The organism is Enterococcus massiliensis (assembly GCF_001050095.1).
Taxonomy (GTDB): domain Bacteria; phylum Bacillota; class Bacilli; order Lactobacillales; family Enterococcaceae; genus Enterococcus_C; species Enterococcus_C songbeiensis.
The window spans coordinates 1,064,594-1,089,689 of record NZ_CVRN01000007.1; the positions used below are offsets into that span (position 1 = coordinate 1,064,594).

General features: G+C 40.7%; 26 protein-coding genes and 2 pseudogenes. All 28 read left to right on the plus strand.

What is annotated here, in order from left to right; genetic code table 11:
• The first annotated feature begins 84 nt into the window (after positions 1 to 84).
• The 28 genes and pseudogenes from fss3 (at position 85) to BN1875_RS12485 (ending at position 25,081) form a co-directional block, all read left to right on the plus strand.
• Positions 85 to 3,312: a fibrinogen-binding MSCRAMM adhesin Fss3 gene (gene fss3 / locus BN1875_RS12360; RefSeq protein ID WP_048605137.1), complete on the plus strand. Its 3,228-nt coding sequence runs from the start codon at positions 85 to 87 to the stop codon at positions 3,310 to 3,312.
• A gap of 113 nt (positions 3,313 to 3,425) precedes the next feature.
• Positions 3,426 to 3,740, plus strand: coding sequence for a YdcP family protein (locus BN1875_RS12365; RefSeq protein ID WP_010759326.1), 315 nt, complete (start codon positions 3,426 to 3,428; stop codon positions 3,738 to 3,740).
• 12 nt (positions 3,741 to 3,752) lie between these two features.
• Positions 3,753 to 4,127 carry a YdcP family protein gene (locus BN1875_RS12370; RefSeq protein WP_002335604.1) on the plus strand — a complete coding sequence of 125 codons (375 nt, stop codon included), beginning with the start codon at positions 3,753 to 3,755 and terminating at the stop codon, positions 4,125 to 4,127.
• Entirely contained in the window at positions 4,128 to 4,481 is a 354-nt protein-coding gene (locus tag BN1875_RS12375) for a type II toxin-antitoxin system RelB/DinJ family antitoxin (RefSeq protein ID WP_147570600.1), read from the plus strand.
• A 35-nt stretch (positions 4,482 to 4,516) separates the two neighbouring features.
• A complete protein-coding gene (locus BN1875_RS12380) occupies positions 4,517 to 5,857 on the plus strand; it encodes an FtsK/SpoIIIE domain-containing protein (protein ID WP_048605138.1) in 1,341 nt (446 codons plus the stop codon).
• A gap of 78 nt (positions 5,858 to 5,935) precedes the next feature.
• On the plus strand, positions 5,936 to 6,610 hold the full coding sequence (locus BN1875_RS12385) for a zeta toxin family protein (RefSeq protein ID WP_048605139.1): 675 nt from the start codon (positions 5,936 to 5,938) through the stop codon (positions 6,608 to 6,610).
• The gene (locus BN1875_RS13755) at positions 6,603 to 6,767 is read left to right on the plus strand and encodes a hypothetical protein (RefSeq protein ID WP_178982643.1); all 165 of its coding nucleotides are present in this window, start codon (positions 6,603 to 6,605) and stop codon (positions 6,765 to 6,767) included. The genes BN1875_RS12385 and BN1875_RS13755 overlap by 8 nt, the downstream gene beginning before the upstream one ends.
• A gap of 76 nt (positions 6,768 to 6,843) precedes the next feature.
• Positions 6,844 to 7,986, plus strand: a pseudogene (locus BN1875_RS12390) (DNA cytosine methyltransferase).
• A complete protein-coding gene (locus tag BN1875_RS12395) occupies positions 7,976 to 8,266 on the plus strand; it encodes a hypothetical protein (protein ID WP_002390861.1) in 291 nt (96 codons plus the stop codon). The pseudogene BN1875_RS12390 and the gene BN1875_RS12395 overlap by 11 nt, the downstream one beginning before the upstream one ends.
• Positions 8,267 to 8,526: 260 nt before the next feature.
• Positions 8,527 to 9,708 carry a MobT family relaxase gene (mobT, locus tag BN1875_RS12400; RefSeq protein ID WP_048605140.1) on the plus strand — a complete coding sequence of 394 codons (1,182 nt, stop codon included), beginning with the start codon at positions 8,527 to 8,529 and terminating at the stop codon, positions 9,706 to 9,708.
• Positions 9,705 to 9,842, plus strand: a complete 138-nt coding sequence (locus tag BN1875_RS13405; RefSeq protein WP_147570601.1) for a DUF3789 domain-containing protein — start codon at positions 9,705 to 9,707, stop codon at positions 9,840 to 9,842. Before mobT ends, BN1875_RS13405 begins: the two co-directional genes overlap by 4 nt.
• A gap of 4 nt (positions 9,843 to 9,846) precedes the next feature.
• The gene (locus tag BN1875_RS12405) at positions 9,847 to 10,068 is read left to right on the plus strand and encodes a hypothetical protein (protein WP_002298822.1); all 222 of its coding nucleotides are present in this window, start codon (positions 9,847 to 9,849) and stop codon (positions 10,066 to 10,068) included.
• A gap of 12 nt (positions 10,069 to 10,080) precedes the next feature.
• Positions 10,081 to 10,584 carry an antirestriction protein ArdA gene (locus BN1875_RS12410; RefSeq protein ID WP_048605141.1) on the plus strand — a complete coding sequence of 168 codons (504 nt, stop codon included), beginning with the start codon at positions 10,081 to 10,083 and terminating at the stop codon, positions 10,582 to 10,584.
• Positions 10,585 to 10,618: 34 nt separating this feature from the next.
• Positions 10,619 to 11,008: a conjugal transfer protein gene (locus BN1875_RS12415; protein ID WP_048605142.1), complete on the plus strand. Its 390-nt coding sequence runs from the start codon at positions 10,619 to 10,621 to the stop codon at positions 11,006 to 11,008.
• Positions 10,995 to 12,098 (plus strand): annotated as a pseudogene (locus BN1875_RS12420) (ATP-binding protein); the annotation flags it as partial. The gene BN1875_RS12415 and the pseudogene BN1875_RS12420, both read left to right, overlap by 14 nt.
• Before the next feature lie 5 nt (positions 12,099 to 12,103).
• Positions 12,104 to 12,712, plus strand: coding sequence for a GmrSD restriction endonuclease domain-containing protein (locus BN1875_RS12425; protein WP_048605143.1), 609 nt, complete (start codon positions 12,104 to 12,106; stop codon positions 12,710 to 12,712).
• On the plus strand, positions 12,684 to 12,956 hold the full coding sequence (locus BN1875_RS12430; RefSeq protein ID WP_048605144.1) for a hypothetical protein: 273 nt from the start codon (positions 12,684 to 12,686) through the stop codon (positions 12,954 to 12,956). Before BN1875_RS12425 ends, BN1875_RS12430 begins: the two co-directional genes overlap by 29 nt.
• A 100-nt stretch (positions 12,957 to 13,056) precedes the next feature.
• The gene (locus BN1875_RS13345; RefSeq protein WP_053082161.1) at positions 13,057 to 16,497 is read left to right on the plus strand and encodes an MrcB family domain-containing protein; all 3,441 of its coding nucleotides are present in this window, start codon (positions 13,057 to 13,059) and stop codon (positions 16,495 to 16,497) included.
• Between the two features lies 1 nt (position 16,498).
• Positions 16,499 to 17,782, plus strand: a complete 1,284-nt coding sequence (locus tag BN1875_RS12440; RefSeq protein ID WP_048605145.1) for an McrC family protein — start codon at positions 16,499 to 16,501, stop codon at positions 17,780 to 17,782.
• Positions 17,783 to 17,852: 70 nt separating this feature from the next.
• Positions 17,853 to 18,890 carry a hypothetical protein gene (locus BN1875_RS12445; RefSeq protein ID WP_048605146.1) on the plus strand — a complete coding sequence of 346 codons (1,038 nt, stop codon included), beginning with the start codon at positions 17,853 to 17,855 and terminating at the stop codon, positions 18,888 to 18,890.
• Complete coding sequence (locus tag BN1875_RS12450; RefSeq protein WP_002336883.1) at positions 18,871 to 19,053, plus strand: hypothetical protein; 183 nt, start codon at positions 18,871 to 18,873, stop codon at positions 19,051 to 19,053. The genes BN1875_RS12445 and BN1875_RS12450 overlap by 20 nt, the downstream gene beginning before the upstream one ends.
• Before the next feature lie 412 nt (positions 19,054 to 19,465).
• The gene (locus BN1875_RS12455) at positions 19,466 to 19,888 is read left to right on the plus strand and encodes a PH domain-containing protein (protein ID WP_048605147.1); all 423 of its coding nucleotides are present in this window, start codon (positions 19,466 to 19,468) and stop codon (positions 19,886 to 19,888) included.
• 171 nt (positions 19,889 to 20,059) lie between these two features.
• Positions 20,060 to 21,070 (plus strand): AraC family transcriptional regulator, encoded by a 1,011-nt coding sequence (locus BN1875_RS12460; RefSeq protein ID WP_048605148.1) that lies wholly within the window; start codon positions 20,060 to 20,062, stop codon positions 21,068 to 21,070.
• A gap of 249 nt (positions 21,071 to 21,319) precedes the next feature.
• Positions 21,320 to 22,246: a L(+)-tartrate dehydratase subunit alpha gene (gene ttdA / locus BN1875_RS12465; RefSeq protein ID WP_010759313.1), complete on the plus strand. Its 927-nt coding sequence runs from the start codon at positions 21,320 to 21,322 to the stop codon at positions 22,244 to 22,246.
• Between the two features lie 29 nt (positions 22,247 to 22,275).
• Positions 22,276 to 22,887 carry a L(+)-tartrate dehydratase subunit beta gene (gene ttdB, locus BN1875_RS12470; protein WP_010759312.1) on the plus strand — a complete coding sequence of 204 codons (612 nt, stop codon included), beginning with the start codon at positions 22,276 to 22,278 and terminating at the stop codon, positions 22,885 to 22,887.
• A gap of 19 nt (positions 22,888 to 22,906) precedes the next feature.
• On the plus strand, positions 22,907 to 24,280 hold the full coding sequence (locus BN1875_RS12475; RefSeq protein WP_231586086.1) for a citrate:proton symporter: 1,374 nt from the start codon (positions 22,907 to 22,909) through the stop codon (positions 24,278 to 24,280).
• An 80-nt stretch (positions 24,281 to 24,360) separates the two neighbouring features.
• Positions 24,361 to 24,687, plus strand: coding sequence for a hypothetical protein (locus BN1875_RS12480; RefSeq protein WP_010759310.1), 327 nt, complete (start codon positions 24,361 to 24,363; stop codon positions 24,685 to 24,687).
• Positions 24,671 to 25,081, plus strand: a complete 411-nt coding sequence (locus tag BN1875_RS12485; protein WP_010759309.1) for an acetyl-CoA carboxylase biotin carboxyl carrier protein subunit — start codon at positions 24,671 to 24,673, stop codon at positions 25,079 to 25,081. Before BN1875_RS12480 ends, BN1875_RS12485 begins: the two co-directional genes overlap by 17 nt.
• The last annotated feature ends 15 nt before the right edge of the window (positions 25,082 to 25,096 follow it).

Sequence of the window (25,096 nt, forward strand, 5' to 3'; positions counted from 1 at the left end):
GAAAAGAATAGTTTTTAAACACTTGAGGCATTCAAACGTGGATGTCTCTTTTTTATTATCCAAAAATGAAAGGAGATTTATTTTATGAAAAATCCAAGATTTAAGAATTGGCATTTGCTCGCAACACTAGGTCTTTTATGTCAAACAATTGGCGGATCTATTGGTCCAACGATTGCCTTTGCAGAGGAAATCACTCATCCACAAACAGTGACGGTTGAACTGGATTTAGCGCATCAATATGCGGTTGAAGGCACTTTTAGTGATGGTCGTCCTATGTCAGAAGTTACCGTTCCGCATTATGCTGTCTACAATGGTGTGAAACAAGATATTTTCTGTATTGAACCAGGAGTGCCCATTTACAATGAATTTACGCCAGGTTATGAAAAAAATCCATTACCATCTATGCCGGAAAAAGCAAAACTAGTTTCTGTATTGTGGAAGAATGCCGGCACGGATGTGGATACCCATATTGTGGCTCAGAAGATGATCTGGCAAGAAGTGAATGGATATACTCTTCATTTTATGAAGCATCCAGATGGCAGTGCCGTAAATATCGCAGCCATTGAGGCGAAAATCAATCAGGCCATTGCCGATTATCAGAAGAAACCAAGTTTCCATAATTCCACGATAAAAACAGTGTTAGGTCAATCAACCACAGTGACAGATACGAATAATCTGAACTTGTCAGAATTTGATGAAGTTGTGGAAAATACCGCAAACATTGATTATCGTGTAAATGGCAATCAATTGGTTATCACCCCAAATGCTAATTCAAAAGAAAGTGGTGTGCTGACGCTTAAGAAATCTGCTGGTACGGGAACACCAGTTGCTTATAAAATGGCTGGTCAACAAACTTTAATGGCCGGGGCGATTGATAAACCAAATACCCATACAATCAAAATTGATGTGGAAACTGAGGGTTCTTTGAAGATAAAAAAAGTCGATAAAGAATCAGGTGATGTTGTACCAGGAACAGTTTTCCATTTAGATTTTGGGAAAACATCACCCGTAAAAGACGTAACTACCGATAAAGAGGGAAGTGCGACATTGGATGGGATTCCCCATGGCACGAAAGTAACCATTACTGAAAAATCTGTTCCGGCTCCTTATACGATTGACACCACACCACTGACCGCAATCATTAAAGCCGGTGAGACTATTTCTGTGACTTCGAAAAACAATCGAGAAAAAGGGCAAATCATTCTGGATAAAACCGGGATTGAGTCAGGGACTGATCTTTGGAATGAGAATTATTCCTTAGCTGGAAACACGTTTGCCATTCGCAAAGATAGCCCAACTGGTGAAATCGTCGAAGAAATCACGACTGACAAAAAAGGGCATGGGGAACCACCAAAAGAGATTGCCAATGCGTTGGAATTGGGAATCTACTATGTGACAGAAACCAAAGCTAGCAATGGTTTCGTAAATACCTTCAAGCCCGTGAAAGTTGAACTGAAATACGCCAATCAAACTGTGGCGCTTGTGACCAGTAATGTAAAAGGTCAGAATCAAGAAATCACTGGCGAAACCACTTTGACAAAAGAAGACAAAGATACCGGTGAGAAAACACAAGGAAAAGCTGAATTTACAGGAGCCGAATACACCTTGTTTACTGCTAAGGATGGAAAAGCTGTTAAATGGAGTGAGGTTTTTAAACCAGAATTAGTGAAAGGAACGAAAGCTTCTGATGAAACGGTGACTTTAGCTTTAGACGAAAAGAATCAAGTTGCTGTGAAGCATTTAGCCATTAATGAGTATTACTGGCAAGAAACCAAAGCGCCAGAAGGATATACCTTGGATGAAGCGAAATATCCGGTGTCCATCAAAAAAGTAGATGATGACGCAAAAAACGTTGTAATCAAACGTGATGTAACTACCAAAGAACAAGTGATTCGCTTTGGCTTTGATTTCTTCAAGTTTGCTGGATCTGCTGCAGGGACTACCGAAACTGGCTTTAATGACTTAACCTTTAAGGTAACACCATTGGAGGGAACCAATGAAATTACCGGAGCTGAAGATGAGGCGACCACAGCTTATAACGAGCAATTAGGTTTTGATGGTTATGGCAAGTTTGAAAATCTGCCTTATGGGGATTACTTACTTGAAGAAGTGGAGGCACCAGAAGGTTTCCAAAAGATTACGCCACTAGAAATCCGTTCTACTTTTAAGGAAAACAAAGAGGATTACACTAAGAGTGAGTATGTCTTTACCATTACCGAACAAGGTCAAAAACAACCGATTAAGACGGTGACTGTTCCTTACGAGAAACTGACGAGCAAAGCGTTTTTTGTTAGCTTGAACCGTTTGATGCTCTACGATTTGCCTGAGGAAGAAGACAGCTTAACTTCTCTAGCGACTTGGAAAGACGGCAACAAGGAATTAACTACTCTTGATTCTACCGAGCTAGTTGATAAATTGAGCTATAACTTGCATGAAATCAAAGACGATTGGTATGTAGTGGCTCAAGCAATCGATGTGGAAGCCACAAAAGATGTCCAAGAAAAAGATGAACAAGCGAAACCAGTGGTAATTGCGGAAACAACCGCAACATTGGCAAACAAAGAGAAAACAGGAACTTGGGAAATTCTGCATAAATTAACGGCCGAACAAGTTTTGGATAAAACCATCGTCTTATTCAACTATGTGTATGAAAGTAAGGAAGCTTTTGAAACGGGTGATGAGCCTGTAGCGAAGGATGCCAGTTTGAACAATCAAGCGCAAACGGTTAAGAGTGAAATGGAACGCCATGTTTCCATTCAAACCAAAGCCCACCTAGAAGATGGTTCTCAGACGTTCACTCACGGTGATGTGGTGGCTATGTTTGATGATGTGTCGATTACCCATGATGTTCTGGATGGCTCAAAAGAAGCCTTTGAAACCATTTTGTATGCTTTACTACCAGATGGTACAGACAAAGAAATTTGGAAATCTGGCAAGATTGAGTATGAAGTCAATGACAAAGAATTCACCAAAACCGTGCTTGTAGAAAAAGTCGATACCAGCAAATACCCAGAAGGAGTTAAGTTTACTTTTGCAGAAATCAATTACGATAAAGATGGAAACATCAATGGCAAACACAATGAAGATCTGAAAGAAAAATCCCAAACCGTAACACCAAAAGAAGTTCCGACAACCCCTAGTACACCAGACCAACCGGAAACACCGACTGTTCCAAGTAACTCTAAAGAATCTAGTCCCACAGTAAAGACATTCCCTCAAACCGGGGAGAAAAATTCCAATGTGTTACTGTTCATTGGCTTTACCTTGATTTTCGCGACGGCAGGCTATTATTTCTGGAATCGCCGGAACTAAGGTGATGAGATGATACGAGTAAATTATAAGAAGCAACGTGCGCGACCGCCTCCTAACAAAAGTGGTCGCGCTATTTTTGTATCCAAAACTAACAATGAAAAGAGGAAAAGAAGATGGAATTGAAATTTGTTGTGCCAGATATGGCCGAAACCTTTGGAAAGATAAGCTATGCCGGCGAAGGCGAAGTTTTAACGGAAGGATATGGTCGGAATACTACGGTGGTTGGCCGCAGTTATCATTTGTATTCCAGTAAACAACGAGCTGATGATATTGAAGTGGTAGTAGCTGCGGAAGCCGGCGAAAAGGATTTTGACCAAGACCAACCGTTAAAAGCTGTGAATCCCCACTTGGTTGCCAAAGGCTATGAGATTGAGAATCGTGGGTTTACTGATTACGTGTTGTATGTCGATGATTTAGTGAAAGCATAGGAGGAAATGAAGATGAGATTAACAGAAGGTATTGTCGTAGATTCAGGATTAACGTTTGGGAAATTACGTTTTTCCGCATTACGTCGGGAAGTACGCAAACAAAATGAGGACGGAACGGTTAGTAATGAGGTAAAAGAACGGACCTATAATTTGAAATCCTCTGCACAAGGTCGAATGATCCAAGTTAGTATTCCAGCAAATGTACCCTTACGCGAGTTTGCTTATGATGCAGAGGTAGAGCTAGTCAATCCAATCGTGGATACCGTTGCCAATTATGTTTTTCGGGAAGGAACTACCGTCAATTGGTTTATCAAGGCAGATGATTTGGTCTTAAAACGACAACCGAATCAAGGAAATCCTACGAACCAAAATGAAGGAAAGAAATAGGTGAAGAATATGGAAATTAATGTGGAACATATTTTAGATTGTCTCGATCAATATGGCAAAGGCGTGCTAACCGAGGAACAACTCATTAACGCATTAACCTATGATGAAAAAATGTTTCTGATTATGCATCAAGGATTACTGGAAGTAGGTAACGATGCCGAAGAAGACTTTGATGTACTGGATTGGTTAGGGGAAGAAGAGTCTTTCTTTATGGTTGTCGAGGCAAATGAAAGTTTATGTCGTCAAGCAGAATCCGTCTTAGAAGAAATCGGTGTGGAAATGCCGGATGCCATTGAAAGCTTTTTAAAACAATTGGTGGAAACGAAACAACTTCCCGTAGTAGTAAATGACTAGCATAACTTTTTCGACTGGAGGTGGAAACCATCAAAATGTACAAAGGACATCGCATACGCGCAGGAGATCAACACTTGGTTTATCACTTTGTTATTGGCTGGCTAAGTGCCTTATTCATCGGTTGGGTGGGTGTCTTTTATTTTCAAGAGCTTAGACAATTTGATATTTCTAAGGTGTCACTTTCTATTAGTGAAATCGTTTGGTCTATAAAAGATTTAGTATGTCTACTTGGAAGTCTCGCTCTTTCGGGAAGCATGATATTGCTTTATATTCACTTTTTTCAGGACCATTGGCGAAGTTTATGGCATCGACAAAAGCTGGCTCGGATGATTCTAGAAAATCATTGGTATGAAGTGAAACAAACTCAGAGTGAAGGTTTTTTCAAAGATTTGAATAGTAGCCGAACCAAAGAGAGTATCAGTTACTTCCCCAAAATCTATTATCGAATGAAGGATGGTTTACTATCTATTCGCGTCCAAATTTCGCTTGGTAAATACCAAGATCAGCTATTGAAGTTGGAAAAGAAGCTAGAAAGCGGACTGTATTGTGAGCTAGTAGAAAAGGAATTGAAAGACTCCTATGTGGAATATACCTTGCTTTACGATATGGTTGCCAATCGAATTGAGATAGACGAAGTAGTGGCAGAAAAGGGGATTCTGCTGTTGATGAAAAATCAAGTATGGGCGTATGATTCTTTACCTCATATGTTAATCGCAGGCGGCACAGGCGGTGGGAAGACCTATTTCCTCCTCACCATTATTCAAGCACTATTGAAGTCAGATGCAGAATTGTTTATCCTCGATCCCAAAAATGCGGACCTAGCTGATTTAAGAACAGTAATGCCTCACGTCTATTCTCAAAAGGAGGAGATTTCTGCGTGTGTGGAAGACTTCTATGAACGCATGATGGCTCGTAGTAGGGCGATGAAAGAGATGCCCAACTACAAAACAGGAGAGAATTATGCCTATCTGGGTCTTCCACCAAACTTTTTGATTTTTGACGAGTATGTGGCTTATATGGAAATGTTAACGACGAAAGAAAGTGCGGTGATTTTAAATAAGCTCAAACAAATCGTGATGTTAGGCCGTCAGTCGGGTTTCTTTCTGATTTTGGCTTGTCAAAGACCGGATGCGAAATATTTAGGAGATGGGATTCGCGATCAATTCAACTTTCGTGTAGCTTTGGGTCGTATGAGTGAACTCGGGTATTCCATGATGTTTGGTGAGGTCGAAAAAAATTTCTTTATGAAACGCATTAAAGGACGAGGTTATGTGGATACAGGGGGCAGTGTGATTAGTGAATTTTATACGCCACTCGTTCCGAAAGGGTATGATTTTTTAGATTCAATTAATAAACTAGAAAAGATGAATGATTGAGGGACCTTCAAATACTGACTTTATACTTCAAGTAACGTATAATACTTTTATGTAGTAGAAAGAAAGGGGGCGATTAATGTGGAAAGTAATGATTCTTATTTAGAGTATGCAAAAGCAAATATGGATAGTTTTATTTCTTATATTATCAAAGGAAAATCCCCCGAAGTTGGACGAGACGCAGTTTTTATGGCAGGGAGTCCTGGTGCTGGAAAGTCAGAGGTTGCCATTGGATTGGCTGAGAATTATGATAATCACGTAATTATTGATGCGGATTACTTTCGTACCCTGTTTCCTGATTATAATGGAAAAAATTCTAGTCTTTTTCAAAAAGCATCTTCTTGGTTGGTGGAGCAGGCATTTAGATATGTCTTAGAGCATGGTTATTCTTTTATTCTGGATGCAACTTTTGCTATATTAAGTGCTGAAAAAAATATTTCGCGGGCATTGAAAAATCATTTTCGAGTGACGATTTTCTATGTTTATCAAGACCCAAAAATCGCTTGGAATTTTACACAAGAACGTGAACTGGCAGAGGGACGCCATGTGCCGAAAAAGGTATTCATTAACGCCTTTTTCAAATCAAGAGAAAATATTGCGAAAGTAAAGAGTAAACATCCAGATGTGCTGCTTCATATTATTATAAAAGATTATATGAATAACATTTCTGAAGTTCATTATGCTGCGGATAACCTAGAATTATTTTTACCGCTAGGGTATAGTAGGGAAGATTTGGAGGTTCAATTACATGACTGAGAAAGAACAAGTAACGAAAATTGTAAAGAAATACAATAAGAGCATTGCGGATTTATCGGAAAATGCTACTGCAAAAGAATTCAAAACAGTGATTAAATATGTAGCCGATCAGGCCAATGAAAAACAGCGGAAAATAGTTGGATTAGATAAAAAATAGTAGGACAAATTAATAATGTATGAGCCAAGAGCAAAAATGTTCTTGGCTTTTTTCTTTGCAATGAAAGAGGTGATGTATGAGATTTTTAGATTTATTTGCCGGGATTGGTGGCTTTCGCTTAGGTATGGAACAAGCCGGCCACCAGTGTATCGGCTTTTGTGAAATTGATGAATTTGCTCGGCAGAGTTATAACGCAATCCATGATACAAGGAAGGAGGTAGAAATGCATGACATCACAAGGGTATCAGACGAGTTTGTTCAATCCCTCGGACCAGTGGACGTCCTTTGCGGCGGATTTCCGTGCCAAGCTTTTTCAATTGCGGGAAAGCGGCAAGGATTTTCCGATACTCGAGGTACTTTATTCTTTGAAATCGCTCGGTTCGCCACTCTTCTCCAACCTAAGTTTTTATTCCTTGAGAACGTCCGGGGATTGCTCAATCACGAAGGAGGGGCTACGTTCGAGACGATCCTCCGAACGCTGGATGGATTGGGGTATGATGTGGAATGGCAGGTGCTTAACTCAAAGGCCTACGTTCCCCAAAGCCGCGAGCGGGTCTTCCTTATCGGACATTCTCGAGACGCACGTACCAAACAAGTATTTCCTATCATTGAATCGTCTCCAACATCTGATCAAAACATCCGAAACTTGTTAAATATCAATCCTTCCAATCGAGGAATGGGTGGCCAAGTCTATGGTTCAGATGGGGTTGCCCCAACCTTAACCGGTGATGAAGGAATCAAAATCGCATTGCCGGTAAAGGATGGAATTTCTTTAGCCGGTATGTTATCAGGAAATTTTGAACAAGGCAATCGTGTTTATGAGGTAACTGGAACTGCCCCCACCTTGTCAACGAAACAAGGTGGAACAAAAATCATGATTCGCAAAAATGAAACAGAATATCAAGAGGTGAAGCCAGGGGACAGTGTGAACTTGGCTTTTCCTAATTCCACAAGTCGTCGAGGTCGTCTGGGAAAACAAAGTGTGCATACTTTACTAACAGGAGACCAACAAGCGGTCGTCACAGATCAGTATTAGATTCGGAAGTTAACACCTAGGGAGTGCTGGCGACTTCAAGGGTTTCCCGATTGGGCTTTTGACCGAGCTTCTCAAGTCAATTCAGATAGTCAGTTATATAAGCAGGCCGGAAACTCAGTAACAGTTCCGGTTATTTTTGATATTGACAGAAGATTAAAGGAGGTAAAACTAGATGATTTATGATGAGTTGATTGGAGAAATCTACTGGGTGATTGGCAAGATTCAGTCAGATCCGGAACTGGAAGAAGAACTGTACCGGCTCAATTTTGATATTCGAAAAAATGGGGTGAAAGTCCCTGGTGATTCATATGTAATGGATGAGGAAACCGATGCTCGAATTGAGTTGAATCAGGTTATCAGTGAATTCGAACGGATTGCGGACCTTGCCAAAGAACCTGATATCCGCCAATACTTGTTTGAGATAAAAGCAGAACTAGAAATTGAGGGTATTACTGCGGAGTAACGACTAAATAAACCAACTGATAGGCGCTGACCGCGGGGGATTTGCGAAGCAGAAATCCTCCGTGGTGCTGTGCCTGTTCATGGACGGCGTCAGCCGGCCATGATGTCTCACCCCCCGTATCTAACAGGGGGGTACAAAAACACAAAAAATAAGCAAGCAACAATGAAGAATGCTTGTCATAGCAAGGATAATTAGGATCTTTAGAAAATGTGAACTCGAATTGGCTAGTTCACATTTTGAAATTTGGTGGTGGATCATCAATGAGAAGAAGCTTTACAAAAGAATTATTGAAGGAAAAAAGGAAGGAGTACAAGGTCACTCAAAACAAGTTGGCAATTGCTTGTGATTTATCGCGAGAGTATCTCAATAAAATTGAGTCAGGGAAGAAGGTACCTGCTAAAAGTGTCATGCGAAAGATTTTTCAACAGCTAGAAACGTTCAACCCTGATTTGCCTTTAACGATGCTCTTTGATTATGTACGGATTCGATTTCCAACTACAAACGCCCGAAAAATTATTCATGAGGTTTTACATTTAAATTTTGACTATATGCTTCATGAGGACTATGCCTTTTATTCTTACCAAGAACAATACGTCATGGGAGATATTGTAGTAATGGTCTCTCAGCAAGAAGACAAAGGAGTACTCATCGAAATGAAAGGGCGTGGGTGCCGCCAATTTGAAACATTCTTATTAGCACAAAAGAGAAGTTGGTACGACTTTTTCGAGGATTGTCTAAAAGTCGGTGGCGTGATGAAACGCTTGGACCTAGCGATCAATGATCGAGCTGGATTATTGAATATTCCTGAGTTGACTAGGAAGTGTCAAAATCAAGAATGTATTTCTCTCTTCCGAACCTTTAAGAGCTATCGTTCTGGCGAGTTGATGAAGTCCGATGAAAAGGATGGCATGGGCAATACCTTGTATATCGGCAGTCTCAAAAGTGAGGTTTATTTCTGTCTCTATGAAAAAGACTATGAACAATATATCAAACTAGGAATTCCTTTAGACCAGACGGAAACAAAAAATCGCTTTGAGATTCGCTTGAAAAACGAACGTGCTTATCACGCAATTGTCGACTTGCTAAAAGGGCGAAGTATTGAAAGTACAACTTTTTCTATCATTACTCGTTATATGCGGATTGCAGATAAGGTACAGGGGAAAAGACGAACCAATTGGCCCTTGAATGAAAAATGGGGGCGTTTTGTTGGGCGGAATCGCAAAGAAATTCAATTGACCTCAGAACCAAAGCCTTACACAATTGAACGAACTTACAACTGGTTAGGAAGGCAGGTTGCCCCAACTCTAAAAATGACAATTGAGTTGGATCGTATTAGAGGAACCACTTTTATTAGTGACATGGTATTAAACGCCGAATTATCTGAACGGCATAAAAAGATTTTAGAACAGCAGAGTACAGCAATCGAAAACTTGATTGTATGAAAAGAGGAATTGTGATGGGAATTGTAAAAGATATTTTATTGGTATTTGGTGGCAGTCTGCTCGGCGTTACCGTGATGTGCTTGATGAATGCAAGTGCAGCAGCGGACCGAGCAATGGAAAAGAAAGGAAAGTGACGAGATGAATTTCGGACAAAATCTATATCAGTGGTTTTTAACCAATGCCCAATCTTTGGTCTTACTGGCGATTGTGGTCATTGGGTTGTTTTTAGGATTTAAGCGGGAGTTTTCCAAACTGATTGGTTTTTTGGTGATTGCCTTGATTGCGGTAGGTCTGGTCTTTAACGCTTCTGGTGTGAAAGATGTCTTACTCAATTTGTTTAACCGAATCGTCGGTGCCTAAGGGGGAATCACGATGGAACAGATGCGTATTTATATTGCGAACTTAGGTCGATACAACGAGGGGGAATTGGTGGGGGCGTGGTTTACCCCACCTGTCGATTTTGATGAAGTCAAAGAACGGATTGGATTAAATGACGAATACGAAGAGTATGCGATCCATGATTATGAACTACCTTTTGAGATTGATGAATACACACCAATTGAAGAAATTAACCGGTTGTGTGGTTTAGCGGAAGAACTAGAAGGAACGCCGATTGGTGAGGTTGCCTCAGAGATTCAGCATACTTTCTTCAATTCTTTCGAGGAAATGGTAGAGCATGTGGATGATATTATCTATTATCCAGACTGCGATGATATGAGTGATGTAGCGTATTATCTAATTACGGAATCAGGTGATTTTGGCGAAGTACCAGAACACTTGAAGACGTATATTGACTTTGATGCTTGTGGCCGAGACTTGGAGATTGGCGGGAATTATTTGGTTACGAGTCGAGGAGTTTTTGAGTATCCATACTAACGAAACTATCCTTCTTTTTCAAAGGAATGATTTGATGAAAAAAATAAAAAGCTATACCAGTATTTGGGCAGTTGAAAAAGTCATTTACGCAATCAATGATTTTCAGTTGCCTTTTCCTGTGACCTTTAACCAGATGGCTTGGTTCGTTTTGTCCATGTTGTTTGTCATTGTATTTGCTCATGTGCCTCCGCTATCTATGATAGAGGGGGCCTTTTTAAAATACTTAGGCATACCGGTGGCGGTTACTTGGTTTATGTCGCAAAAGACGTTTGACGGTAAGAAACCACTGGGATTTTTACGATCCTTTATCAGTTATCACTTACGGTTTAAGGTCACTTTTGCAGGAAAAAAAGTCAAAGAACAGAAAAAACGATGGGACGAACCCATTACTCTTGTTAGGAGTGTGAATTATGTACCCGATTAAGTATATTGAAAACAATCTTGTTTTTAACCAAGAAGGCGAATGTTTTGCCTACTATGAATTAGTGCCTTACAATTACTCTTTTTTGTCACCTGAACAGAAGTATCAAGTGCATGATAACTTTCGTCAATTGATTGCGCAAAATCGCGAGGGTAAGATTCATGCCCTACAAATTGCTACAGAAAGTAGTATTCGAGCTACACAGGAGCGATCGAAAAAGGAAATTACGGGTCGATTAAAAGAAATTGCGAAACAACGGATTGACCTACAGACAGATGCATTAGTATCCTTGATTGGCGATAGTCAGATTGATTATCGCTTTTTTATTGGCTTTAAACTGATTGCCACAGATGAGGAGGTCAATCTAAAGAGTCTCAAGAAATCTTTCCTTTCTGGGCTTCAAGAATTTGTCTATGGGGTGAATCATCATTTGATGGGGGATTTTGTTTCCTTATCTAATGAAGAAATTCGTCGATATACCAAGCTTGAAAAACTAATGGAAAGTAAATTGGCTCGAAGATTTAAAGTCAGACGAGTCACACCGAGCGATCTGACTTACTTGATTGAACATATCTATGGTGAAAAAGGGACACCGTTTGAAGAATATGAATTTCAGCTACCAAAGAAAAAGCTAAAATCAGAAACGCTGGTGAAACGTTATGACCTGCTACGTCCCAGTCATTGTTTGGTTGAAGAAAAGCCTCGTTACTTACGGATGGAACATGAAAATCATGAATCGTATGTAACTTACTTAACAATCAATACGATTGTAGGAGAGATGGAGTTTCCTTCTTCGGAACTTTTCTATTACCAGCAACAACAATTCACTTTTCCCATTGATACTTCCATGAATGTGGAAATTGTGACGAACAAAAAGGCCTTAGCTACCGTTCGCAATAAGAAAAAGGAACTAAAAGATTTAGATAACCATGCTTATCAATCTGACAATGAAACGAATGCCAATGTCTTAGATGCTTTGGATTCCGTAGACGAATTGGAAACTACCTTGGATCAGTCAAAAGAATCCATGTACAAATTGAGTTATGTGGTTCGGGTGAGTGCGGAATCAGTGGATGAGCTAAAACGCCGCTGTTTTTTATGGATATTGGCAATAATTCGTATGAAGTGATTGATGGCCTTCAACGATTGACTGCGATTAGCAACTATGTCTTAGGCAATCAATGGGGTGCATTAACCAACGATACACAAAGACGTGTGCCGGCAAAATTATCATCGAATGTTGATAGCTCAATTCAAGGAAAGAGGTTCCAAGACCTGACGGCAGACCAGCAGAAAAAGCTAAAACGTTCTACTGTCACAGTTATTGATTTCCGTCAGATTGGGCCCGAAAATGATAAGGCAAAATATTTAATATTTGAGCGAATCAATACAGGGTCTGAATTGTTGAATCCAATGCAGATTCGCAAGGCGCTAGCATATGGGCAATTTATGTCTAGTCTTTATGAAGCTGCCAATTCTAGTGATGTGCTGAAGTCGATGTACAGCAAGCAATATCTGAATAAGGACCGTCATGTTGAATTTATGCTTGGAGTATATGTGACATTAAAAGTTTTACAAGATAAATATACTCTGCAAGCTTCGTATCAAAAGTATATTCTTAATGATTTTTGTGAAGCAAATAAGGACGGACATCTCGAATCTTCTTTTGTGGGAAAATTTGACAACCCTAGAACAGAAAGTCCTTGAAATTGATGAAGCTATTGACTTTTTGGGAGAAGACGCAGATGGCATTGCAATTTTTAAGGAAATCGGTGGGGTGGAATACTTGGCGGACTATGACGTAGATGATTCGTTTGTTTATTACTGGATGACACCTGAGGAGCAGAAACATGCTGCGTGGCTGGAACATCACGATCTTGATGAGGTGAGAAGGAAATATATCCCTCTCGGTGAGATTAGATATCTTCTTGAGTTACAAGTGGTCCAGTGAAGCTTAAGAATTCGACAGGAGGCGCCCTTTCAGTGATATAATATTTATGTGAAATTATCCGAAAAATACTATATTCAAATTCATTGAAGGGAAGACCTAAATGGGACTATCTGAATTAATTGCTAATGCTGCTCAGAGTTATCCTGAGGCGAAGACAGGCACGTTTACAGGTGCAGCTATAGGGAGGGACTTTAAAGACAAAATTCCAAATGCTCTGAAGCAAGCGACAAATCTTGACGATTTTATTGTAAAAGGTTCAATTGGAAATGGGAATTTTGCGGATGTTCCCTGGATTGCCATCATGGATAGAGATATTACTTCAAGCACAACCAAAGGTGTATACATTGTTTTTCTCTTTAGTTCAGATGGGAAACGCGTGTATTTGAGCTTCAACCAAGGAGTAACCTACTTCAGAGAACAAAAAATTGCGGATCAGGATGTGCGCACTATTTCTCGAAAAATAGGGGAGAAGTATCCTACTTCCGACTCTGTAGTGAATCATATCGATTTATCGGCATCTACCGCGCTTGCTAAGGGATATGAAAAAACAAATATCTATTCATATGAGTATCATACGGACAATATGCCTTCTGATGAGGCAATCATTGAGAACTTGGAGAGTTTGGTTTCAAAATATCGGGATCTTAAAGTTGCGTTCGTGGAGGCTGGAAGTAGCATAGAAGCATTTTATTCTAGCTTTGATATGACCAAAGCACCAAATAAATATGTCATATTTAAACGATTATTACGTAGATTCATCGAACTAGCAAATATCAACTTGAATCCAAATACGGAGAAGAGTGATCGCAAAGCTACGATAGGCGGGCAGGGTTTTGAAGCGAATCAATACGAACGAGTAACTGGGGTTGGTCAAGGTAATGACAAGGTTACAATAGATGGCACCCAACACACAGTTTATTTATTTAAATCAGGGCATTACGGACCAGATAATGGGAACGGTATGGCTCTTCCACCATATTTGTTTTATACGCTACAAAATGGGCCAATGATTCAATTTAGAGTCGTGTTTCAAAACTATGTAGCGAAAGAATTTCAAATCGTCCTTCGGGACCAATCTGATGGTGGAGCAGATATCCAACTGAATCATAAAAGTTATGAGATTGATAAGCTAGACCTTTTCTCGAATGCTCAACCTAATCAAGCATTGAGACAACTGTATGATGATTATCTGATTTATAAGACAGAGGTTCCAAAGTTCAAGAATCTGCTTAAATTCTTTGTTAACCAGATGAAAATTAACGTGGATTTGGTAGACGGAGATAAAGCATTTGGTCTAGGTGAAGGTGGCCAAAATAACAAGGAATTTGGAGAAAAGTACAAGTCCTGGACTTCATATAGAGAAGGAGAACTTGCTATCAAACTTTGGAAGGATATCAAAGTGGCTCCAAAGAAAAATCAGATTCTGTTTCAAGATAGGAAGGGGAACCCTGAGTTTATTAATATAGCGCCAACAGATGAAAAGATAGAATCTCTCGAATTACGAAAGTATGGACATACAGAATCGTACGGTGAGTTCACTGTTTTAGATTTAATGCTAAATGATGAAGGGATTAGCAATCAGCTGGTGACTTTATATTCAAAATTGATGGAAGCACAAGCAGCAATCTCCGAAAGTGGTCAAAAACAAATGAGTAAAGAGGAGTTAGAAACCATCCTCAACTTCTTTGTGTTAGTCGCTCAGAAAAAAATATTAACTCGTGTTGATTACGGCAAATCGTCGGCAACAAACTACTATGCGGATGATCATCGATATAACACATCAAATAACGTGCTGAGTTTGCATAAACCAGAATGGGCGAGTAATATCGAAGCTTATATCTCTGAAGGGGTAGATCGGTCTTGGTTTGATACTGGCCTAGAATGCATTCATTTTTTGAATGGTAGTGCGCAGAATCAGAATTATGGTTATCGCAATTCATCGATTCACTTCTCAAATGATCACAAGTATGCAGTGGAATTTATGCCGGATGCAGGTGATACTCGAGGAGATAATTTGATTGTAAAACTCGAAGCTAGGGTGTTTAGAGTTTATGATGAAAACAACAACCATACGAATAAAGACAATTCGTATGTGTCTAAACTAGGTGATCAAGTTCAGTTCGAGCTTCCAGTGACAGTTTTGCAAGAAGATAGCGGTGAAATCGCTGAAATGGAAGTTGATTTGACGGATGAGAATTATTCAAAGTTTCTCGAATTAATGAATAATTTGGAAGTCTATTTTGATGAGTTTGAGAAGAAACAGGAGGGGAGTAAATCGCCGAGTAAGGGTTGGAATAGAATTTTATATGGCCCCCCAGGAACTGGGAAAACGTACAGTATCAATAAATACAAAGAAGAGCTGATCCATGGCCAAACTTTAGCTCATTCGATCGTAAATTTTGATTCTCTAACCTGGAAAGAAACGATTCTCCTTGCGATGAAGCGGGAAGAGTATCCCTCACTAAAGGTGAAAGAGATTTCATCACTTGAGTTATTAGAACAGTATGCTAATACTAAGTCCAGTAAAAATGCCTATCAAACCATTTCAACAACCATTCTGAATAACGCTGACGAAAAATCAACAACAGTGTCATCACGAAATGGATTAGATCTGTTTACTAAGGATGAGCATGACAACTGGTCAGTAACTGAAAATGGGAAAAATGCAGCTGATGAAGCAGAATCACATATCACGGAAGAACAAATGTCTGATGAAGACTTTTTTGTAAAAATAGTGACCTTCCATCAATCTTATGGATATGAAGATTTCATTGAAGGAATCAATGCTGAAACAGAGGATGGGAAAATTAGCTATCAGGTAAAAGATGGTGTGTTCAAGCGATTCTGTAATGATGCAAAACAAAATCCGGATCAGAACTTCCTGTTTGTTATAGATGAAATTAACCGGGGAAACATCAGTAAGATTTTCGGTGAGTTAATCACCTTGATTGAACCATCAAAACGTATTGGAGCTTCCGAATCTCTAAGTGTTGTTTTACCTTATTCAGGTGATATTTTTGGAGTGCCTCAAAACGTCTATATTCTAGGAACAATGAATACTGCCGATAGATCTATAGCAATGATGGACACTGCCTTGCGCCGCCGTTTTGATTTTATTGAAAAGATGCCCGATCCTGGTGTTGTGCGCAAGGAGGTTGGTCAAATTGATGGAATTGACGTTGCCTCTCTTCTAGAAATAATGAATCGACGGATTGAATTCCTATATGATAGAGAACATACGTTGGGACATGCATTCTTCCTAAATATTGGGACAATTGGCGAATTGAAAGCAGTATTTGAGAATAAAATCATCCCACTATTGCAAGAGTATTTCTATGAAGATTACGAAAAGATTCAGGCAGTTTTGAATGACACTCAACAAATTTATATCGTTCAGGTGAATGATGATTCAACCTTGTTCTCAAATGCCTTTAATGAGCTAAAATCTGACAATGACGAAATAAAATTTGAAGTTGCAAAAAACGTCTCCGATGCGGATTTCATCCAGTTTGCGAAGAATATCACCAAAGTAGGTGATTGATATGCCAGAAAAAAATCGAACAATCTCAATTCGGGAATTTGGAAGGATTTATCCAGATGGCAAGCGCATCTTTAAGAAGGATATCGAGGAGTTGCGAGCTTATATTGATGAGCAGAATTCTAAAGATTTCTCCGGTCAGTCTGATATAGAAGAATTCTTGAAACCTATCAAAAAGGGTGTTCAAGCAAATAACTATGTTGGAGTGCTCCAGACTAAGTCTGGGTTGACAATTGAAATATTGCCAAAGATTGCCGGAAGAACGGAAGAAGCAACGGATTTAAGAATTCGACAATTATTTTTGGAAATGCTTAAGACGGTCCGAAGTATTAACGGAAAGACTTTCAAGTTAACAAACCTCAACGCCAAAAAGAACAATCTACTTGAAGTCTTCATTTCGATGTTTCTGACTGAATCGGATATGATTATTAAACTTGGCCTTAAATCCTCATATGTCACGGTTCAAAGCAATGAAAAGTTTCTAAAAGGGAAGCTGCTGATGACACAACATCTGCGGAAGAACAGTGTCAACCAATCCTACTTTTATAATGAGTATGATGAATTTTTGACGAATTCTGCCGAGAATCAACTTGTCAAGACCACTCTTGAGTATCTCTTGCAGAATAGTAGGGATAATAACAACCTACGTATTATTCGCGAGCAATTGGTTTATTTTGAATTTGTGGATTTAACCAACGCGCCAGAACAAACCTTCCAGAAAGTTTCGATAGGAAGAAACTACAAATATTATGCACAAACATTGGATTGGTGTAGGATATTTCTAAGTAGAAAGTCATTTACGTCATTTAGGGGTTCTTCGCTGGCTTTTGCGATTCTCTTCCCTATGGAAGAAATATTTGAAGCTTATATTGCGCATAAGTTGAAGAAGTCGCTTCCAGACGCAAACGTATCAGCACAGGACAAAAAATATTCGTTGTTTGACCGTACTAATGAAACGAAAGCTGGTTATCGATTAAGGCCGGACCTAGTAGTGCGTTATGAAAATGACCAAACGACTATTGCAGATACAAAGTGGAAGGTGCTAGATTCATCAGGTCCTTCTCAAGCAGACTTGTACCAAATGTACGCCTACTATACTCGGTACCGCCACAAATCAGAAAACGTGGATAAAGTGGTATTGATTTATCCATATTCAACATCTTATTCCGAAAATGAGTTCAGGAGTACCCAGTCTTCGTCTGAAGAATTGGGAGCAAAAATTCAAGTAAGATTCGTTGATTTATTATCTGGGGATCTCGATGAACAGTTGGTCAGTCTTTTTGATTAAGGAAATGCACCTAATGAACTGAGAACTAGTCGAATTAACCTCCAAGACTAATTATAGGTGGGGAAATAACATGGAAGAACGTGAAGAAATTATTGTCCGTCCAGAGTCGGCGCTTTCAAAAAATGGACAGTTTGATTTGAGAAGACGCCCTCTTCAAAGGTATAAAGAGAGGAAAAGAAACAAGCTGGTTTCTGACTTGGCTGCGCAACTGGCAAACGTCCCTCAGTTTATAGAGGTGGTTGGCAGAAGTCGAGAAAAGGTGCTGGACATCTCAAAAGAAGTAGCTGAGAAAATAGCAAATGGGGAATTGGTCTTTAGCAGGAAGGGTGCAACTGGAGAAGCGGTTGGTATACTGAGAGACGCCAAAACAGGGAAACTCTTCACGCAATTGCCAATTAAGGAAATGCCATTAGAATTGGGTTCGACGATTGCTTCAGCCGGATTAAGCCTAAAGATGCAAGAAATCTCGAATAAACTTGAAATTCTTGATGGAAAGATAAATAGAGTCAATAGGAATTTCGACTTAAACAGGTATGCGGAGGTCCAGTCAGCTGGAGATAAATTTAAAGTTGCACTTCTGACGAAAGATACGAATATGAAGAAGGCTTTGTTATTAGAGGCATATTCACAGGCTACCAACGCAAAGAATTTATTACTGAATCAATTATATGAGACTAAGGAACAATTGAGAATCTCTCGTGATGATGGCAATTTAATACAAACTGTGTTTGGTGGTAAAAAAGCAGATGCTGAAGCAAGTTTGGCCCAGGCAGCACTGGATAATCTTGACTACATGAAGGATGCTTTCAGCTTTCAAATTGCGAGTTTAGCAGAATTAGGTGAGTATGATGCGTTGAATTATGAAGTAAGTGATTTCCAAGATTTAATATCAAAGGATTTTTCAGGAGACGATGCCTTATATTTAGATGGGCATCTCCCACCCACGTCAACTAACCCGTTTAAGTACCTTTCAGAGAGTGTTCTTGAATCTTCGACTGAGATTATTGATTTCCTTGACCACAATGAAGATTTGTTAGAAGTGCATTTTTTGCCAGAAATGCTGAATTTTGATAAGGAGGAAGATGGAGATGGAGCAGAACGTTTGTAAGGAAAAAGGTTGTAATACTGAAATACCATCTGGGGAAAAATATTGTTCATATCATAAGAACAAACGAGGCGAAAAACGTAGAACTGTTGGGAAAGTCATTCTAGCAGCAGGGAGTGTGGCATTGGCGGTTGTTTCCAAGGGAAAGATCAAACCAAAACTTTAGAATTCAAGAAAACGCCTAGCAGCAATTGTTAGGCGTTTTGTGTATATATATTATCAGGTATAATCAAGCAGAAGGGTGATGGTGAGATGATTCCAGAACCGTCACTTTGTACTCTGAAATTTTGCTTTTGAACCCTGAGATTTTGCCTTGATACTCCGAGACTTTGGGTTATAGAAAATCTCAGTGTATCAAAGACAACGTCTAAATAGAAGCGCCGTGTACGGAACCGTACGCACGGTGCTGTGAGAGGTCGGTGAGGGAGCTAATCCCTCACCTCCTACTCGATTTCAGCCCTGCATGGGTAGGTAGTAAATTGGTGATGAGAGGCTACTAAAAATTCATCAATTCTACAACAATAAAATATGTAACATATAGCTGACAGTTTTGAATCGGCTTGCAAGTAATTAGCACCATGCAGTATTGCGGTCGAGGCTGGCTTTGGTATTTTAGCCGCTGGTTCTTGCTGTTACTGATTCCTTGTATTGGCAGTTTCTTCTTTAATGCTTGGATTGGCGGGGCATTGGCGCCAGGGATTGTGCTGATTCTGATTGGTTGCTGGCTAGACAGTCATTATCAAGGCTACCAGATTCAGAGCAGACATCGCCTGTGCATCCAGGGCTATCTGATGCTGACCCGGCAGTTGACCTATGTGGAGAAAAACAAGCTCCAGGCGTTTTCCGTCAACAGCAGTCTTTGGATGGCGAAAAAAGGTATCGGCAGTGTGGAGCTGGCGATTAAAGAAGGCAGCGGTAGCGGTATGATGCACCTGCGTTACTTGGAGACAGCGGTGATTCGAGAGTTGCAGGAGTTCTTCCGGGGGAGGAGCGAGCAATAGAAGGGAGAAGACTCGGCTTGGTGTCGGGTCTTTTTTAGTGTTGTCATAATAGTGGATCGATATTATGCGAAATTAGGTAGCAAAAACGCTTGATTTCTTTTACTATAGAGGAGAACGATAATGTAAGAGACATAGTTAACTACCTTCTTTAAACGACAGGAGTGAAACACCGTGGAAATTCGAAAAGAATATCTCTTTGATAATATGAAAATCGCCTATGATCAGCTGTTGTACCGTATCGGTAGTTATCATTATAATTGGCATCCAGAGATTGAGCTGCTTTGGTTGATTACGGGGAAGATTGAGGTCAATGTGGATGGGCAAAGCTTTTCCTTAGACGAAAATGACTTGCTAGTGATTAACTCGAACTGTGGTCATGCGACATTCGCGACGGTGCCGAACAGCATCGCCATGAGACTACATATTTCTCCAGAATTTTTTTCTTCCCAAGGGATCGATATTTCGGAAGGACGATTTGAATTAAACTCCAGTGATGAACCCCGCAATCCGCTCTTTCAACTGTTGCGCAAAGACTTGTCCCAACTACAATTACTTAATAATGAAAAAAGGACTAGTAAGTTGAAAAACAATGCCTTGCTATTTAAGATTGCCGAGATTTTATTTGAATTTTTTACGTCAGACACTAAGCAGGGTGGTTACTCCGTGGGCCAGAAGCGGATATTCTTGGATCATGCCATTCAGTACATCGAAGAAAACTGTAGTGGGGAGCTGACCTTGGAACAATTGGCGAAGGAATGCAACTATTCCACGACCTATCTCTCTAAGATTTTTAAAATCGAGTTAGGCATCAATTTTTATGAATACCTGACCCGTTGTCGGCTGCAAAAAGGAATCCTAGAGTTGGCCATGACGACTAAAAAGGTGGCGACCATCTCCTTCGAAAATGGCTTTAGTGATGTGAAGTCATTTAACAAGGCCTTTCGAAAGCATTTCGGTACCACTCCCTCAGAATACCGGAAACAGATTGACTCTGATCTTCGAGAAATCGATCGCAACTTTAAGGCAAACTTGGACGAGGAGCAGGCAGCTATTAAAGAAAAATTGATTCGCTATCAACAATACGATGATTCTTTTCAAAATCCTTGCGTGAACTGTAGTAGTAAAGAATACGAAGAAAAATACTATGACTTGATGACCAATCTTCGTCGAATAGTGAAGTGAGTGCATCTTTTTAATGGGCGAATCACAAAAATGTGGTTAGCCCGTTTTTTGTTTCGTATAAAATGAAAACGAATACAAAGTTGTTAATAGCACTTGTTTTTCCCCCTATTTTTCTTATGCTGCTTTGCTTACTTAAGGTTCTTTTTTATGGAAGTCTGATTGTGTTTTTATCAGAGAAGTAAAGAAGAATTGGATAGTTTAGAAAGCTATTTCAAGCCATAATATAGAAAATGTTAGGAGGCAGAAACAATGAAATACACTTATGAAGAAAAAGTACTTTCTCCTGAAGCACAGAAGATGAGAGACATTCTTGTGGAATACATCACCGTCGTAGGGAGAAGACTTCCGGATGATGTGACCAAGAAGCTAGACGAACTGTCAAAAATCGAGGTAGATCCATTGCAACAGCTTGTCTATGACACAATGCGCGAAAACCAAATGTTGGCGGAAAAACTGAACCGACCTAGCTGCCAAGATACTGGGGCACTTCAGTTTTTCATCAAATGTGGTTCCAATTTTCCACTTTTAGGTGAATTAAAGGACATCTTAAAAGAAGCTGTGTATCTAGCGACGAAAAAAGCCCCTTTGCGTCACAATGCGGTGGAAACCTTTGACGAATACAATACCGGACTAAACATCGGTACTGGCTTGCCAAGTATCTTTACGGATATTGATGGCGACGGGGACGAGATGGAAATGTACGTCTACATGGCTGGGGGCGGTTGTAGCTTGCCTGGGGCCGCAAAAGTCTTGATGCCAGGGGAAGGATACGAAGGCGTCGTACGCTTTGTGATGGATCAGATGACTAGTTACGGAATCAACGCTTGCCCGCCACTGCTTGTGGGAATAGGGATTGGGACTTCCGTGGAAGCGGCGGCCATGAACTCAAAATTGGCTTTAATGCGGGAAGTTGACAGCGTGAGCGAAAACCCAAATGCCGCAAAGATGGAACGGTTATTGGAAGATGGCATCAACAACATTGGCTTGGGGCCTCAGGGCTTTGGTGGAAAGAAATCCGTTATGGGAGTGAACATCAATAACACTGCCCGCCATCCATCGGTAATCGGAGTAGCCGTGAACGTTGGCTGCTGGTCTCACCGACGAGGAAAGATTAACTTCGACAAAGACTTAAATTACACCTTACCATTGCAAAAAGACTATCAGCTCTTTAATTAACGTAATTTTTAGAAATGAGGAGAGTAAGCATGAAAGAATATCATTTGAAAACACCGGTATCTGCTGAGGACATCAAGGATATCCGGATTGGCGATATTGTTTATTTAGAAGGAACTTTAGTTACTTGTCGAGATGTGGCACACCGGCGGGTTGTAGAAGAGGGACTACCATTACCAGTGGATGTAAAGGACAAGGCCATTCTTCATGCAGGTCCCATCGTTAAGGACCACGGCAACAATGAGTATGAAATGATTTCGGTAGGACCAACCACCAGCATGCGGATGGAAAAATTTGAAGAAGCTTTCATCGAGGAAACCGGCGTTCGTTTGATTGTCGGTAAAGGTGGCATGGGACCAGGGACAGAAGCTGGCTGTAAGAAATACAAAGCCTTGCATTTGGTTTATCCAGCAGGCAATGCGGTGTATGCAGCAGAAAAAGTGGAACGAATCGTGGACGCTCAGTGGAAAGACTTGGGAATGCCGGAAACGCTTTGGGTCAATGAAGTGAAAAACTACGGTCCGCTGATTGTCTCCATCGATACAGAAGGCAGCAATCTTTTTGAACAAAACAAAGTTGAGTTCAATAGACGCAAAGAAGCTGAGATTGAGCGCATCTGTAAGGAAGTGCGCTTCATCAAGTAACCATTAACAGAAATAAGAGGTGATTCGTTTGTTGTTAGTATTAGCACTGTTAATGATTGTAACCTTTATATTCTTGCTATCGAAAAATAAACTGTCGATTGTCGGCGCCTTGACCCTAGTGCCCCTGTTTTTCGGGGTGCTAGTGGTACTGCTGACGAACTCGACGTTTGCCGACCTGTTTCAATGGATTACCGATGCTCTGTTTTACAAAGTCGATCCAGAAACCGCCAAAGTCAGTATGGGGGTCATCTCTCCGGGGCTGTTGATATTATTTGCGGTAATGTACTTCGATTTGATGCTGAACGTGGGCTTGTTTGACCCCTTATGCGAGTTCTTCATTAAGAAGGCGAAAGGAGATCCGTTGAAAGTCACTATGGCCACTGTATTGACGGCCACCGTGGTGACGATGAATGGTGATACCACAACGACCATTATTATCTGTGTGGCTGCATTTGTAGAACTGTATCGGTCGATGCGGATGAAGCTTAGCTATTTGGCAATCTTGATTGTGACGCCTATTGGGATTTTCAATCAACTTCCTTGGGGTGGACCGACCATTGCGGCCAGTACAGCTATGGAAGTGCCGATTAATGAACTGTTCAGCGCTTTATTACCAGGTTTATTAGCTGCCGAAATCTTTGCAATTTTCTTGGCTTATCGTTTAGGGAAAAAGGAACGCAAGCGGTTAGGTTGGTGCAATGGAGCGGATGCGGACATTGATCACGTGATGATGGAAAAAATGCTGGATTGTATTCGGGCGAAAGATCCCGAGTTGAAACGGCCGAAACTATTTTGGTTCAATTTGCTTTTGACCCTCGGAATTTTGTATTTATTGATTCAAGGTTTCGCCCATGGTGCTGTGCTATTCATGATTGGTAGCGCTATTGTCTTGACGGTGAACTATCGGAAAGTCAGCATTATTAATGAACGCATAGATGCAATCGCTTCCGATGCGTTAGCGCCTGCATTGGCAACCTTTGCTGCTGGGGTTTTCTCCGGAGTCTTATCCGGCAGTGGCATGGCGACCGCATTGGCTTCCGGAATGACGATGATTATTCCAGATGGGCTAGGAGCACACATGGCACCAATCTATGCTGTTATTTCGGCACCGGCGATTACGTTCTTACCTCAGGATGCTTTCTACTTTGGGATTGCCAAAGTAGTGGGAGAAGTGATGGAGCAGTATGGCATTACACCACTCCAAGCTGCTGTGGCTTCTATGGTAGGTCAATCATTCCGGTTGATTTCACCGGTCATTCCGGCTTTGTTCATGCTGACGGATTCCACTGAAATGAACTTTGTTGATTTCCAGAAGAAATACGTGAAGTACTGCTGGCCAATTCTGATTATTTACTTAGTTGTGTATGCCTTAACCGGTGCTTTACCAATTTAGTTGTTGAGTTGGAAGTTATATTCGTTATGCCACGGGTATATCGTTTATGGCTTCCTTTCTTATTCAAAGGGAGAGAAAGAATGAACTTTTTACAGCGTTTTAAGAAAAAGCGCCTTGACGAGCAGGCCGTGGAGGAATCAATGCAACCAGCGGCTCCTTACGTTGCGTTACCGAAATATGTCGAATGCGAGCCAGATCAATTGTTGCTTTTAAGTCTTGTGGCCGGGGCGATAGGAGCTGGGGACAATCCTACTAGTCGCTTTGCCTTGAAGAAGGCTTGGCAAAGAAATCCCGAACTTCAGCGTGTTGCGGTACTTGCCACGGCAATCGCTGCCCAAGATGCCCCCACCAGCAGATTTATCGTTAAAAAAATCGAGAAGGAGAATCAAGATGTTACGAAAATTTAAGATTGCCATCGATGGCACAGAGTACTTAGTGGAGATGGAAGAAATCGGCGGTACTCCCGCCCAAGCCGCATCATTAGCTGCACCAGCTCAGTCAGTTCAGCCACCAGTTCAAGCGGCACCTGTACCAGTAGAAGCAAGTGCTCCAGTTACCAGTCAAGCTGTTGGGGAGATGAAAGCGGCCAGTGAGGTAATCACCGCGCCAATGCCAGGGACTGTTCTGAAAATTTTAGTCAATGTAGGGGATGAAATTGTGGCTAATCAGCCATTGTTGATTCTTGAAGCGATGAAGATGGAAAATGAAATTGTTGCGAATAAAGCAGGTGTCGTGGAAGCAATCGCAGTCGCACAAGGTGAGATGGTGAATCCAGGTGATTCATTAATCGGCATAGCTTAAAAAGGAGAGGTATAC